This is a genomic window from Spirosoma soli (genome assembly GCF_042684525.1).
Classification (GTDB): Bacteria; Bacteroidota; Bacteroidia; order Cytophagales; family Spirosomataceae; genus Spirosoma; species Spirosoma soli.
Window position 1 is genome coordinate 66,891 of the sequence record NZ_JBHULN010000010.1, and the last position, 13,603, is coordinate 80,493.

General features: G+C 47.6%; 15 protein-coding genes. 9 read left to right on the forward strand and 6 right to left on the reverse strand.

Features of this window, described 5'->3' with window-relative positions; translation table 11 throughout:
- Positions 1-14 precede the first annotated feature (14 nt).
- Positions 15-893, forward strand: a complete 879-nt coding sequence (locus ACFSUS_RS16850) for a glycerophosphodiester phosphodiesterase family protein (RefSeq protein WP_381524564.1) — start codon at positions 15-17, stop codon at positions 891-893.
- 71 nt (positions 894-964) lie between these two features.
- A complete protein-coding gene (locus ACFSUS_RS16855) occupies positions 965-2,488 on the forward strand; it encodes a GH3 auxin-responsive promoter family protein (protein WP_381524566.1) in 1,524 nt (507 codons plus the stop codon).
- Between the two features lie 9 nt (positions 2,489-2,497).
- On the opposite strand, the gene ACFSUS_RS16860 is transcribed toward ACFSUS_RS16855, so the two are convergent.
- Together ACFSUS_RS16860 and ACFSUS_RS16865 are read right to left on the reverse strand one after the other, a co-directional pair.
- Complete coding sequence (locus tag ACFSUS_RS16860; RefSeq protein ID WP_381524567.1) at positions 2,498-3,799, reverse strand: hypothetical protein; 1,302 nt, start codon at positions 3,797-3,799, stop codon at positions 2,498-2,500.
- Between the two features lie 46 nt (positions 3,800-3,845).
- Positions 3,846-4,349: a flavin reductase family protein gene (locus ACFSUS_RS16865; protein ID WP_381524569.1), complete on the reverse strand. Its 504-nt coding sequence runs from the start codon at positions 4,347-4,349 to the stop codon at positions 3,846-3,848.
- Positions 4,350-4,479: 130 nt separating this feature from the next.
- Between ACFSUS_RS16865 and ACFSUS_RS16870 the strand changes: the two genes are divergently transcribed.
- Positions 4,480-5,721: a 4-hydroxy-3-methylbut-2-enyl diphosphate reductase gene (locus tag ACFSUS_RS16870; RefSeq protein WP_381524570.1), complete on the forward strand. Its 1,242-nt coding sequence runs from the start codon at positions 4,480-4,482 to the stop codon at positions 5,719-5,721.
- 2 nt (positions 5,722-5,723) lie between these two features.
- Here ACFSUS_RS16870 and ACFSUS_RS16875 read toward each other — a convergent pair whose 3' ends face one another.
- Together ACFSUS_RS16875 and ACFSUS_RS16880 are read right to left on the reverse strand one after the other, a co-directional pair.
- Positions 5,724-7,412, reverse strand: coding sequence for a family 10 glycosylhydrolase (locus tag ACFSUS_RS16875; protein WP_381524572.1), 1,689 nt, complete (start codon positions 7,410-7,412; stop codon positions 5,724-5,726).
- A 46-nt stretch (positions 7,413-7,458) separates the two neighbouring features.
- The gene (locus ACFSUS_RS16880) at positions 7,459-7,620 is read right to left on the reverse strand and encodes a DUF2256 domain-containing protein (RefSeq protein WP_381524574.1); all 162 of its coding nucleotides are present in this window, start codon (positions 7,618-7,620) and stop codon (positions 7,459-7,461) included.
- Positions 7,621-7,666: 46 nt separating this feature from the next.
- On the opposite strand from ACFSUS_RS16880, the gene ACFSUS_RS16885 reads away from it, so the two are divergent.
- Together ACFSUS_RS16885 and ACFSUS_RS16890 are read left to right on the forward strand one after the other, a co-directional pair.
- Positions 7,667-7,960, forward strand: a complete 294-nt coding sequence (locus ACFSUS_RS16885; RefSeq protein WP_381524576.1) for a TIGR03643 family protein — start codon at positions 7,667-7,669, stop codon at positions 7,958-7,960.
- A gap of 173 nt (positions 7,961-8,133) precedes the next feature.
- Positions 8,134-8,601, forward strand: a complete 468-nt coding sequence (locus tag ACFSUS_RS16890; RefSeq protein WP_381524578.1) for an Lrp/AsnC family transcriptional regulator — start codon at positions 8,134-8,136, stop codon at positions 8,599-8,601.
- Between the two features lie 69 nt (positions 8,602-8,670).
- Here the strand turns inward: ACFSUS_RS16890 and ACFSUS_RS16895 are convergent, their stop codons facing one another.
- The gene (locus ACFSUS_RS16895) at positions 8,671-9,888 is read right to left on the reverse strand and encodes a tetratricopeptide repeat protein (protein WP_381524580.1); all 1,218 of its coding nucleotides are present in this window, start codon (positions 9,886-9,888) and stop codon (positions 8,671-8,673) included.
- Positions 9,889-10,074: 186 nt separating this feature from the next.
- On the opposite strand from ACFSUS_RS16895, the gene hpt reads away from it, so the two are divergent.
- The gene (gene hpt, locus ACFSUS_RS16900; protein WP_381524582.1) at positions 10,075-10,602 is read left to right on the forward strand and encodes a hypoxanthine phosphoribosyltransferase; all 528 of its coding nucleotides are present in this window, start codon (positions 10,075-10,077) and stop codon (positions 10,600-10,602) included.
- Between the two features lie 44 nt (positions 10,603-10,646).
- Here hpt and ACFSUS_RS16905 read toward each other — a convergent pair whose 3' ends face one another.
- Complete coding sequence (locus tag ACFSUS_RS16905; protein ID WP_381524584.1) at positions 10,647-11,867, reverse strand: NADH-quinone oxidoreductase subunit D; 1,221 nt, start codon at positions 11,865-11,867, stop codon at positions 10,647-10,649.
- A 159-nt stretch (positions 11,868-12,026) separates the two neighbouring features.
- Here ACFSUS_RS16905 and rpmG point away from each other — a divergent pair, with 159 nt between their 5' ends.
- The 3 genes from rpmG (at position 12,027) to ftsY (ending at position 13,602) form a co-directional block, all read left to right on the forward strand.
- Positions 12,027-12,212, forward strand: a complete 186-nt coding sequence (gene rpmG / locus ACFSUS_RS16910; protein WP_012929817.1) for a 50S ribosomal protein L33 — start codon at positions 12,027-12,029, stop codon at positions 12,210-12,212.
- Between the two features lie 99 nt (positions 12,213-12,311).
- Positions 12,312-12,467 (forward strand): DUF4295 domain-containing protein, encoded by a 156-nt coding sequence (locus ACFSUS_RS16915; protein ID WP_012929818.1) that lies wholly within the window; start codon positions 12,312-12,314, stop codon positions 12,465-12,467.
- A gap of 178 nt (positions 12,468-12,645) precedes the next feature.
- Positions 12,646-13,602: a signal recognition particle-docking protein FtsY gene (ftsY, locus tag ACFSUS_RS16920; RefSeq protein WP_381524586.1), complete on the forward strand. Its 957-nt coding sequence runs from the start codon at positions 12,646-12,648 to the stop codon at positions 13,600-13,602.
- Position 13,603: the final 1 nt, after the last annotated feature.

Below are 13,603 nucleotides of genomic sequence, written 5' to 3' on the forward strand. Positions count from 1 at the left end.
TAGTTCTTATCTGTATGATTACCAGTGCCTTTATTCAACCGGCTCCACCTATGTTCGACTTGCAAGGCCATCGGGGTTGCCGCGGTTTAATGCCCGAAAACACAGTGCCTGCTTTTCTGAAAGCGCTTGACCTTGGTGTTAACACGCTCGAACTAGATGTCGTCATCAGTAAAGACAAACAAGTGGTTGTCTCGCACGAGCCTTACTTCAATTCAGCCTTTAGTATAACTCCGAGTGGAAAACCGGTCGATAAAAATGAGCAGAAACGTCTGGTTCTCTATCAAATGGATTATGCCGATATTAAGCAATACGACGTAGGCTCAAATGGTAACCCGGCTTACCCAGACCAGCAAAAGATTAAAACGTATAAGCCCTTGTTGAGCGAAGTTATTGAGCAGACGGAAGCGTACCAGAAGCGTAAGAATCTGCCTTTATTTTCGTACAACATCGAAATCAAAAGCGAACCGTCTGAATATAACAAAAGCCAGCCCGAACCAGCCGAATTTTGTAAACTTGTACAAGAGGTTCTTATCAAGCAACTTCCCTCCGAACGTATTGTGATTCAAAGCTTTGACTTTGCCATATTAAAAGAATGGAAACACCAGACAGAACGTAGCGACCAACCAGCTCTAAAGTATCCCAACGTTCGGCTTGCGGCTTTGGTAGAAAATTTACGTAGTCCTGAGAAGAATTTAGACAAGCTTGGCTTTATTCCTGATATATACAGTCCGTATTATCGACTGCTCAGTCAGGATAAGATTAACCGGTTGCACAAACAGGGCATCAAGGTGATTCCCTGGACTGTGAATCAACGGAAGGATATGGAACGCCTGAAAGAATGGGGAGTCGATGGATTGATTACCGATTATCCCGACCGGGCAAGCGGTTTGTAAACCAACCCGCAACTTTGTAAGTTTCTACCACTAACCGGCCTGTTTAGCTGGTTGCTGCCTGCTTTTACACTATGACCTTTTTAAACACCACGCTTAAATGGCTCCTGCAACGGCGATTGCCGCGCATTGAGACCATGATGAAACAGCCCGGCGCGGTGCAACAAAAGGTATTTAATCAACTTATTCGGGCCGGACGACGAACCGAGTGGGGCCGTAAACACAATTACAAATCCATCCGAAGCATACAGGATTTCCAGCAGCTGGTGCCGGTGTCCAGTTACGAGGATTTATTCCCCTACATTGAACGGGTCATGAAAGGAGAGCCTAAAGTGTTGTGGCCCTCTCCGGTTCGCTGGTTCGCCAAATCGTCTGGTACGACCAACGCCCGCAGCAAATTCATTCCGGTCACGACCGAATCGCTGGACGAAAGTCATTTTAAAGGCGGTAAGGACATGATGGCGCTTTACATCGCCAACAACCCCAATAGTCGTACGTTTGAAGGCAAAGGACTATCAATCGGTGGGAGTCTGCACCAAAACCCATACGGTAGCAACAGTGCCGCTGGCGACGTATCGGCCGTTGTTATGAAAAATCTGCCGAGCTGGGCTCAGTTCATACGAACACCATCGATTGAAGTTGCCCTTATGGACGAGTGGGAATCGAAGCTGGAGCGCATGGCGGAGACTACCTCGCAGGAAAACGTTACCAGCATACTTGGTACGCCAACCTGGGGTTTGGTGTTGATCGACAAAATACTGGCCCGCACCGGAAAGGCAAACATTCTGGAAGTTTGGCCGAATTTTGAATTACTAGTTCACGGTGCGGTCAATTTTCAGCCTTACCGAGAGTTGTTTCAGCATCAGATATTTCCATCAAAGTCTGTTCGCTATCAGGAAGTTTATAACGCTTCAGAGGGGTTCTTCGCTATTCAGGACGATTTAAGTCGAGTTGGCGAGATGCTGCTGATGCTTGATTACGGCATTTTTTACGAATTTATTCCAGCACACGACGCTGATCAGCCTTTTCCCAAAACGCTGACGATCGAAGAGGTCGAGTTAGATAAGAACTACGCCCTTGTTGTATCGACCAATGGCGGTTTGTGGCGTTATAAAATTGGGGATACTATCCGTTTTACCTCGCTGTACCCCCATCGTTTAAAAGTAAGTGGCCGGACCAAACACTTCATCAACGCCTTTGGTGAAGAAGTAATCGTCGAAAATGCCGAAGCCGCCATTACCCGAGCGTCTGAAGCAACAGGTGCCGTTATCGCCGATTATACGGCCGGGCCCGTATACATGGGTAATGGAACCAGCGGCTGTCATGAATGGGTAATTGAGTTTGCGCAGGAGCCACACGATCAGCACACTTTCAATCAGCTACTGGACGAAACACTACGTCAGATTAATTCTGATTACGACGCCAAGCGCTACAACGATATGGTGCTGCAGCGTCCCCGCATACACGTTGTTCCCCGAGGTACGTTCTACACCTGGATGAAACAACGGGGTAAACTCGGTGGGCAGCACAAAGTACCTCGCCTTGCCAATTCGCGCGAATACCTCGATGATATTCTCGGGCGAGTGCTTGAGCTTTGACAAGCTACATTATCGATTCGCTTCGGACAACCAGTGAAACTGTCTCTCAGCGAGCTGAAAATGTCGATTCTGACGCTTCAGCGCTATCAGAACCGTATCGTTACGAATCTTACCCCGTAACAACAAATGATTGGTGTCAGGCATGGTATAATTCATGGTGAACAGTGCGCTCGTGTCCATACTAGACTTCTTAAAGGCGATGGTATTTTTAGTGGAATCCAGCGCGTAAGAGAAATACCCCCGCCGATAACGTTGCCGCAACAAAGTGTCCGCCGTCTGAATACTACCAGTCGTGTTTTGCTCGAAAATTAGATCTTTCCAACGCAGGCTATCCGCAACGTTTCCCTGAAAGCGCTCAACCTCAAAGAAACCGGTCGTTAGCTTACCCTTCACGGTAGGATTACTGTTCCATGACGTGCGCTGATACGTTTCCCAAACCGGCAATATTAAAAATAGCACCACAAAAGCTACTTTTAGACCGGTCCGAACCATTCGCAACCGTCGGTTAGGGATTGTTATTCGGAACGCCGGTTGCGTTGGTTTATTAAAAACAAAGAAGTTTAAAAGCCTTTGCGCATCACCCAAAAGCGGAAAGTTACTCATCACAAACAGATGAATTGAAAATAGCTTTACGGGAATGTCGTAGCACAGATTCATCATCATTACGTTCAGAAAGACACTCGCGGCCACAAATGCTCCCAATGTGCTTGTTCGCCGGAACAATAGCAATACGCCCGCCAGCACTTCAACGGCTCCCGAAAAGAATTGGTAAGGGGTAGAATACCCGATAAAATACCAGGAAAAACGCATGGGCAGGAAGTCACCGAGCGGAGTTGCTAACGCGCTAAGCGATGGAAAAATCATCTGCTGCCCAAACAGTTTGATGATCCCGTAACGTAGTGCAACCATGGCTACATAATACCGTACCCCCACTAGTAGCCAATAATAACCCACGTCATAATTCCTGCGTTTGTCTACTACTGTCCAGACAGCCGTTCCGACAACGGCGATAAGTGTAAACAGACACAATTGCGCATAACCGTACGACGTATCGCCACTGCCGTTCATTGGCACAAGCACATCTTTAACATGAAATAAGTATGTGTTGCCCAGGTTAACTAACCAGTCCTCAGCTTGCCCGTAGAGTTCAGCTACTACGTTCAACAAGGGTAGATCACCCAGCCAGGTCCAGGGTGACATATAAAGCAGTAGATAGATGCACGAGAAGCGAAACAGCAGCTTGCGCCAAAACAGCCAATTGTCAGTCACACGAACCGTAGCGCTACTTTCGCTAGTTAAAGGCGAAATCATAGTCAGAAAAAGTTTAGGAGGGATATTTCAAATATAATCAAAGCAATTATCCACGGACCAACTTTTTCTCTTTCAAAAAATGATACGTCATTACCTCCTTATCGGGGTTGAGTACAACTTGCTTTAGTACTTGACAAACAAATAGTTCGTGATCGCCCGCGTCGACGCTGTGCAGTACTTGGCATTGAACGTAGCCGATTGCTTCGGTTAAATAAGGGCAGGAACGGTCATCCAGAGCGTAAGGAACGTTTTTGAATTTATCTACGTGGCGGTCTGGTTCAGGACGTCCCGATTTTTGCCCGAGTTTTCGAATTAAGCTGGTCTGGTCGGTAGCTAACAGGTTAATGTTTAGAAGACCACTCTCGCGAACGAGTTCAATGGTGTAATCTACTTTGTATAAGGCCACGGCAACCACTTTACCGCCCATGGCCGTCTGGGTCAACCACGTAACGATATTGGCGTTCTGACGATGTGCCGATGTGCCAACTCCGGCAACGGTTGTAATACTATGTACGTCATAGTTTTTGTACTTCAACAGGCGCTTAGCCATAAAAAAGTGGATAAGTGAGTAAGTTTGTAAGTCAATAGTTGACGCGAACGAAGCAATTTACGGGTTTGTTATCTATGTAATAGGACCAACTAGAGCTTCTTCAACCTGCGGTACCTGATTTAAAGCGCATATGAAATCGTTTGACATACCCGAGTATTACCGTAGCAGCATCATTACGCCATTGAAAGAGTTTCGGCGGAAGCGAGACAAGTTGAAGCGAGATTTTACGCCCACGCTACTCGACTTTGGCCCTATCCGGTTCTTCATTGCCCGGCATTTTGGTTTTTGTTACGGCGTTGAGAACGCGGTTGAGATCGCTTATAAAGCTATTGCTGAAAATCCGGGTAAACGCATCTTTCTGCTCAGCGAAATGATCCACAACCCGGATGTTAATGCTGACTTACAGGATCGTGGTGTCCGGTTCATTATGGATACTACTGGCAAGCAACTGCTGCCCTGGTCAGATCTAACGCCCGACGATGTGGTAATCATTCCAGCTTTTGGCACTACGCTCGAAACGCAGCATCAACTGTCATCCATTGGGTTGGATATAGAAAAATACGATACTACGTGTCCATTTGTCGAGAAGGTTTGGAATAAAGCGGGGCAGATTGGACAAAAAAACTACACAGTCGTTGTGCACGGGAAGCCCAGCCACGAAGAAACGCGCGCTACGTTTTCGCACAGTAAAGAATCGGCCCCAACCGTTGTGGTGAAAGATATGAGCCAGGCGCAACGGCTGGCTAAGTACATCACCGGCGAGTTACCTGTCGACCAGTTTTACATCGAGTTCGCGGGCCAATTCTCCGAAGGATTCAACCCAACCCGTGATTTAGAACGTATCGGCGTTGTTAACCAGACAACCATGCTGGCCTCCGATACGCAGGGCATTGCCGACTACCTCAAGCAGGTGATGATCCGGAAATATGCGTTGCAACCCGAGCAAGTTGAAGCACATTTCGCAAACACCCGCGACACACTTTGCTATGCTACGAACGACAATCAGGATGCGACCTATGCGCTATTAACGTATCCGGCCGATTTCGCCATTGTAGCCGGTGGCTACAATTCGTCCAACACGTCGCACATTGTTGAGCTTTGTGAACAGAAGTTGCCAACTTATTTCATTGAATCGGAACAGAAGATTTTGTCTCAATCCCTCATTCGGCACTTCAACAACCACACGAAACAGGAAGTTGTGACAGAAAACTTCATCACAAAACATAGCCAATCAGCTCAGCCAACTACGGTGCTCCTTACCTGTGGAGCTTCCTGCCCCGATGCGGTCGTAGAAGGTATCTTATTAAAGCTCGTTGGCTTCTTTCCTAACGCTCGTCCTGTTCAGGAAGTTATGGACGAATTAGTGCAATAGGTTTATTGCACCTTTACCACTACTTCGCGGCTTTCGTTGTTCAATCTGTCGACGGCCGTAACCACATAAACGTATTTCTTCTTCGAATCAGCGGTTTTATCTACATACCGCGTGGTCGACTCCCCGATGCACTTGGCAATAATGAATCGGGGATCATCAAGGCGTAGATGTGGACGTCGACCTTCAAAACGATAAATCAGATACGAGTTCGCTCCGTCGCCGTCCAGCGCTTCAGCGGGTTGCTGCCAGAATAATTCAACGCCTTCGGGGGTTGTAGCTACTTTTAGATCGCGGGGGGGCAAGGGCGGAATACTGTCTAACCAGGGCATGGTAGGCACCAGGGCCGTATGGCGGTAAAAATTAGTTTGCAGTGAATCCCGTATACCCAGTGGGTTATCTCGTAGACTTTTAGCGCTAAAGAACACACTTCCTTGAACTACGGGTTGCTGACGGTTGTAACGCATTTGGTCCGGAAACTCCGTCAGGCGTCCCCAACCCGGATCTCGCTCCGAACCTCGCCCAACCCGATAAGCTCCGTGACCAATGTATAAATGGCATTTACCCGAATTACGGGTCCACCACTCTACCAGCGTTTTATAAGGTACACGGCCAAACTCGGAGCTCCAGTAGACCTGCGGCACGATATAATCAATCAATCCATCACGCACCCATTTTCGGGTATCGGCATACAAATCGTAGAAAGCTTGCCCGCCGTCTGTGGCAGATCCATCAGGGTCATTACGTTGGTTTTTCCAGATGCCAAACGGACTAATCCCGAATTTAACCCACGGCTTATTTGCCCGAATAGAATCTCGTATCTCAACAACCAGCTTCGTTACATTGTCGCGTCGCCAGTCGTTTTTCTTCATCCCATTGAAATTGGCCTGATACGTAACATCGTCGGCTAACACCTGCCCCGCTATGGCATACGGATAAAAATAATCATCAAAATGAATTCCATCTACGTCATATTCACGCACGACATTGGCTACAATACCGGCGATGTATGAGCGAACGTCGGGTATACCAAGGTTAAAGAGTTTACGACCGCCATAGTCAAGTATCCATTCGGGCTTTCGATAGATAATGTTTGTTGGGGCTACGCTTGCCGCTTTGCTGAACGTTGCCCGATCCAGATTAAACCAGGCATGAAACTCCATTCCCCGCTGGTGCGCCTGCTCAATCATAAACTCCAGCGGGTCGTAAAAGGGCTCAGGGGCGAGTCCCTGCTGTCCTGTGAGCCATTCTGACCAGGGTTCAGAGCTTTTGGCGTAGAATGCATCGGCCGCCGAGCGAACCTGTACCACGACCGCATTTAAGCCCATTTGCTGCTGCTGGTCGAGCATGCTCACAAACTCCCGCTGTTGATCAGGAACAGGTAATCCTTTTTTAGTGGGCCAGTCAATGTTATCTACGGTCGCAATCCAGGCGGCCCGAAACTCTCGTTTAGGTGGCGCGGGTGATAAATCGGCCACTTCCTCGGTCTCAAGCGTATCAACGGGCGCAACAACCACCGCCGTTGTTGGCTTAGGCTCCGTATTTTTGGGTTTAGGCGGGGCCGGCTTTACAGCAACAGGTCTTGAGGGAGCAGGCTTACTAAGTGGCTTTTTTGTAGCAACGGGCTTGGCCTGGCGGCAACTGTTTACCAGGAAGGCGGTAAGAACCAAACAAACGTAAGCAAACGAGCGCATTGGCGAGGTCGGGTTAATCGCCAAAATTAATCATAGTGCAGCATACCTAAGCCGACTCTTGCCCCGTTTTTTGCCGTTTGCCTGCTGCCCGACAGGCATCACTGCAATAGATGACGTTTTCCCAATCGCGCTCCCATTTCTTGCGCCAGGCGAATGATCGATTACACACAGGGCAAATCTTGGTTGGCAGTTCTGATTTTTTGCGCATTCTCATAAGCTAAGAACCCTTATCCTCGTTGGTCAGTTTAAACATCATGAAAAGATCCGAGAAGGTACTTGCCCTTACTGATGCAGACATCGACCGAATCATTGAAATGGCTTGGGAAGACAGAACACCATTTGATGCTATAGAAGCGCAGTTTGGCCTGTCGGAGCAAGAGGTTATTAATCTAATGCGTCGGGAAATGAAACCAACATCCTGGCGTATGTGGCGGGCCCGTGTCCAAGGCCGTTCGACAAAACACGCTGATCTCTCGGCAGTTAAAGACGCCCGTTTTAAATCAGGCCAACAGCGGTCCATAACCCTCAATAAGATCAGCAAGCGCTAAACGGTTAATTTGGCAAGCGGCTCATTTCGCTTAATTTTGTCCCGTTAATCACGGATGAAAGCTACATTTGTTCTGATTTTATCAAAAAACCAATATCTTTTAAGATAATTTTAACTTAGAGATAGTAGCTTTGTAAGGTCCAGCAATAAAGTTTTAAACACATCACCCCGTTTATGAACCACAAATTAGATCACATAGATCGCAACGTATTAGAAATACTCCAGGCCAACGCAAAAATCACTAACGCTCAACTTTCCAAAGAAATTGGATTATCACCTGCTCCTACTTTGGAGCGCGTTAAAAAGCTAGAAACATCGGGCATTATTCAAAGCTACCATGCTCAGCTTAACCGTGAGAAAGTGGGGCTCGGCGTAACGACATTCGTAACAGTAACCCTGGTTGGGCACAAAAAAGACACCACAATGCTATTCGTGGATAAAGTCCACAAGATTCCGGAAATCATTGAATGTCACCACATTACCGGCTCAGGTGATTTCTTGCTAAAGGTGATTTCGAAAGACATCTCGTCGTATCAGGCCCTGATGCTCGACGTCATCAACGAGATCGAAGAAGTAGCCAGCACACAGACGAGCGTAATTATGTCTACGTTTAAAGAAAGCAAGGTGCTGCCAATCCCTTGATTTAGTAAACAGCGAGCAGCCAACAGGTATTTTTAATACGCAACTGTTGGCTGCTCGCTGTTTACTATTTTACCCTCTCCGCTTCCGGCGCTCCTCTCTCCTCGACTTTTTAGCGTCGTCTAATGCTTTTTTAGCTTCCTTATACTGGCTGGATTTTCGTTCTGCTTTGTCCAGTACTTCTTTAAAATACGTCTGGGCTAAGTCATAGTTCTTTTCTTCGGTAGCAATTTTAGCCAGACCCAATACGGACGACCAATAATACCCAGCATTCATTGAATTAGTCTGCTTCGCAAAATCAATGGCTTGCTGATAATACTTCTTAGCTTCTGGTAGGTTCTTGTAGAACAAATGATTGACATAAGCCAGAATGTAAGCAGCCGTCCGACCACTGACGGCTTCGTAGCCCGACTGCGTTCGTTCAATTTTCGCCAGAATATCTTTAGAGACTCGTTCAGCTTCGTTCAGACGCCCCTGCACGAACGCAGACCGAGCGTAGTAGCGCTCAAAGAACGGATTGTCGGGATATTGCTCAGTCATGTACTTCGCCATTTCGTAGGCCTTGTCATACTGATTTTCCATACTATATATCTGTAGCAGGAAGTAACGAGCTTCGACTCGCGTATAGAACGCTGTGTTTGCGGTTTTCTCCAGTTGCTTGATGCCATTTTGTTTGTTTCCTTTTGGGAAAAACATCAAGATTGGTTTCAGAAGCGGATAGTTTTCCGGAATCCACTGAGCGTAATAGTTATACATCCCATCACCAAAAAGCAACTCGGGACTAAACTCTGCATTACCCTTGCACTTCTCGAAGTACTTCAGTGCATTCTTACCGGCAAGGGTCGCTTTCGGCCACTTCTTGCGTTCGGAATAAAGCCGCCCTTTAAAAGCATAGGCAGCCGCCAGGAAAAACGACGGCTCAAGTTTGTTTTCACTCTTGTCATATAGCTCCTCCGCCAACGCAATGGTCGAATCCATATACATCAAACACTTATCGTCGTAATCAGTGACATCCGTATTTGGCACAATCTTCCACCACTCAGCCAGCCCCATCAAGAAGTAAGGCATCGGGTGCTTCGGATAGCGGAGCCGGAGCCAACGAAACTCTTTATCGGCTTCATAAAACTTATAATTGTACATCTGGTTGATAGCCTCCGCCGACTCAATCTGAACGCCAGGGTGCTTCAACAACCCATCATACTTCTTATCAAACGCCGACGGGTCATACAGTTGAGCTTGTGCTAGAGTAGCCAGTCCCGTTAATAATACCGCCAACAATAGGTTCTTCATTTAGTCTATGTATCACGGGTCTTAACCCGTTATTATAAATGTGATAATCAGAGCAAAATCAGGCTATAGCCCATAGTACGTAATTAACGTAATCGGCGGTCGGTACGTTTGCTTCTGGTTAATTTTGAGCAAAATATTGTCCACCACCCTGCGCCTGCCGTATCTTTGACCTTCGCCGACGCTCATATGCTCACAATCAAGGACAAGACATTCGTCCCATTCATTACCGCCGATGCCATCCAGGCACGAGTTCAGGAATTGGCTGGGCAGATCAATCAAGCCTACGCCGATAAACAGCCACTCATAGTGGTCGTTCTTAATGGAGCTTTCTTGTTTGCTGCCGATCTCATGAAGCATCTGAGCATTCCGTGCGAAATTACATTCATTCGCGTCGCGTCGTATACAGCTACCCAATCAACAGGACAGCTCAAACAGATTCTCGGCCTCAGTGAATCCGTCACCGATCGTCACTTGATTGTTGTCGAGGATATTGTTGATACAGGCTTCACGATTAGCGAAGTGCGGAACCAACTTGCTGTTGACAGTCCGGCGTCAATCTCCGTTGCCACGTTGCTGTTCAAACCAGCCGCTCTAAAAACGCCGATTGATTTACATTACGTTGGTTTTGAGATCGAAAATCGCTTTGTGCTTGGCTACGGCCTAGATTATGACGGCCTAGGTCGGAACACGCAAGACATTTTAGTGCTAGAGTAGCCCCCACTCAAAACTGATGACTGCTGGCTGTTACCCGTTCACTGTCAACGGTCTACTTCTCCCATCACGACATCAATTGACCCAATAATGGCGACCAGGTCAGCCAGCATGGCTCCACGTGAGATCTCGCTAATGACCGACAGGTTGTGAAAACAACAGGACCGACAACGGCAACGCACTGGGGTATCAGATCGGCCATCTGTGCGAAAGAAAAAGCCTAATTCACCTTTGGCACTTTCACCACGGGCATAGAAGTCCATAGCTTTCGGACGAATCTTTTTGGGAACAACAGCCTGTGGGTCGTAATCCCGCGTTCGTTTGTGCTCGCCCAGTAGCTTATCCAGACACTGCTCGATAATACGTAATGACTCCCAACATTCGAGTACACGAACGTTGTTACGATCCCAGCAATCTCCAACAGTCCCCATTTTGCCTTCGCCAATAGGAACGTCAAAGTCCAGTTCTGGGTAGACCGAATAGCCATCCACTCGCCGAAGGTCGTAGCGTAGTCCAGAGCCCCGAAGCATTGGCCCTGTACACCCATAATTGATCGCTACTGCCATTGGCAAAACACCTACATTGGCCGTCCGCTTAACGAATATTTCGTTCTCAATAACCAATTGCTGTAACTCAACCAGCTTTGGCTTCAGATACTGCACAAATTCCCGGCACCGCTCTTCAAACCCTACAGGCAAGTCGTAAAACAACCCACCAATCCAGATGTAGTTATATAACATTCGGGCACCACTGACCCACTCTAACAACCGCTGAATATGTTCACGGTCGCGCATCAGCCACAGGAAAGGTGTGTAGGCGCCAATATCAAGTGCATACGTACCGATGCCTACGAAGTGCGCGGCAATCCGATTTAATTCCGCAACCAATACCCGGATATATTCGGTACGTTTAGGAATATTATTTTCGATACCCAACATCCGCTCCACGCCCATCACAAAAGCGTGTTCAGAGTTCATGGCAGCTAGATAATCGAGCCGGTCTACGAACGGGATGGTCTGGTTGAAGGGCAACGATTGAGCATGTTTTTCGAAGCAACGATGCAGATAGCCCAGGTGCGGCACCACATCGACAATGATTTCGCCATCGGTAACCACTTCAAACCGCAACACACCATGCGTTGACGGGTGCTGCGGTCCCATGTTTAAAATCATTTCGCCCTCGTTGAGCATTTCCGGGCGGTAGACACTTGGTTCCGACGCCCGAAAGTGACCGGGGGCATATTCATATTGGATTGTTTGCGTAGTCATTACATTACCAAAGGTCGAAAGTCAAGAGCCTAAAGTCAAAAACCAGGAGTGAATTATCAGGTAACCAGCTACAAATCATTACTTTTCTTAAGGATATGTTTGCTGATTGAAACAGATTTCGTACCTTTGCGCTCCTTATCGAGAAAACGAACTTTAGCAATGGCAAAGAAAGGCGCCAATAGAATCCAGGTTATACTGGAATGCACCGAGCAGAAAGACAGCGGTGTACCCGGCATGTCCCGGTACATCACCACGAAAAACCGGAAGAATACGCCGGCTCGTATCGAGCGGAAGAAATATAATCCGTTCCTTAAGAAAGTAACGCTGCACAAAGAAATTAAATAAGTCCGTTTATAGTTTTTGGTCTATAGCAGGCTTATATTTAGTCTGCTGCCGTAGCAACGGAACCCCGATAAACTGTAAAACGAAAACCGAAGTACTACAATGGCAAAAAAGGTAGTTGCAACCCTGAAAACGAAGGATAACGGTAAGGCATTCGCCAAAATCATCAAAGCCGTTAAGTCGCCTAAAACCGGCGCTTACACCTTCAAAGAAGAAATGGTCCCGGTTGATGAAGTGCAGGCTGCTCTGAAAAGCTAAGCCCATCCTTTGTCAACTTCCCGTACAAAGACATCAGGAAGTCCCACAGCCCAGCGGCTTAGTGGGACTTTTTTTATTAAAAAATAGTTAGGCTAACTAGTGAGTCAGGCGGTCAGTGAGTAATTATGCGTAGTAAACACTGTCCAACCAGCAACTGACCAACTCATTAACCACCATTATGGCTTTATTCGGCTTATTCTCGAAAGAAAAGAAAGAAACGCTCGACAAAGGACTGGAAAAGACGAAAGACAGCTTTTTTTCCAAGCTTGGGCGAGCTGTCGTCGGTAAATCAACCGTCGACGAAGAAGTACTCGATGAGCTGGAAAATGTGCTGATCTCTTCAGACGTTGGCGTCGAGACAACCGTTAAGATCATCCGCCGGATCGAAGATCGGGTGGCCCGTGATAAATACATGGGTACCGATGAGCTCGATCGTATTCTGCGCGAAGAAATTGCGGCTCTGCTGTCAGACAATAACACAACCGATGTACCTGACGATTTTGATTTACCCGCCGATAAGAAGCCATATGTCATTATGGTGGTAGGGGTCAACGGTGTGGGCAAAACGACAACCATTGGTAAGCTGGCGGCTCAGTTCCACAAGCGGGGCAAGCAGGTTGTGTTGGGCGCGGGCGATACGTTCCGGGCTGCGGCCGTTGACCAGCTGAAGCTCTGGGGCGACCGTGTGGGCGTGCCGGTTATTTCGCACGGCATGAATACAGACCCTTCAGCCGTAGCGTTCGATGCGGTGAAGAAAGCAACAGATCTGAATGCTGACGTAGTAATCATTGACACTGCTGGTCGACTGCATACTAAAGTTAACCTCATGAACGAGCTGACCAAAATTAAGCGCGTGATGCAGAAAGTTACGCCCGATGCTCCGCACGAGGTACTTTTAGTACTTGATGGATCAACGGGCCAAAACGCGTTCATCCAGGCAACGGAGTTCACGAAAGCGACCGAAGTAACGGCATTGGCCATTACGAAACTAGACGGTACCGCAAAGGGTGGCGTTGTCATTGGCATTTCAGACCAGTTCAAGATTCCGGTCAAATACATAGGCGTCGGCGAAAAGATTGAAGATCTGCAAACGTTCAACAAGATGGAGTTCGTCGACTCGTTCTTTAAGAAGTGAT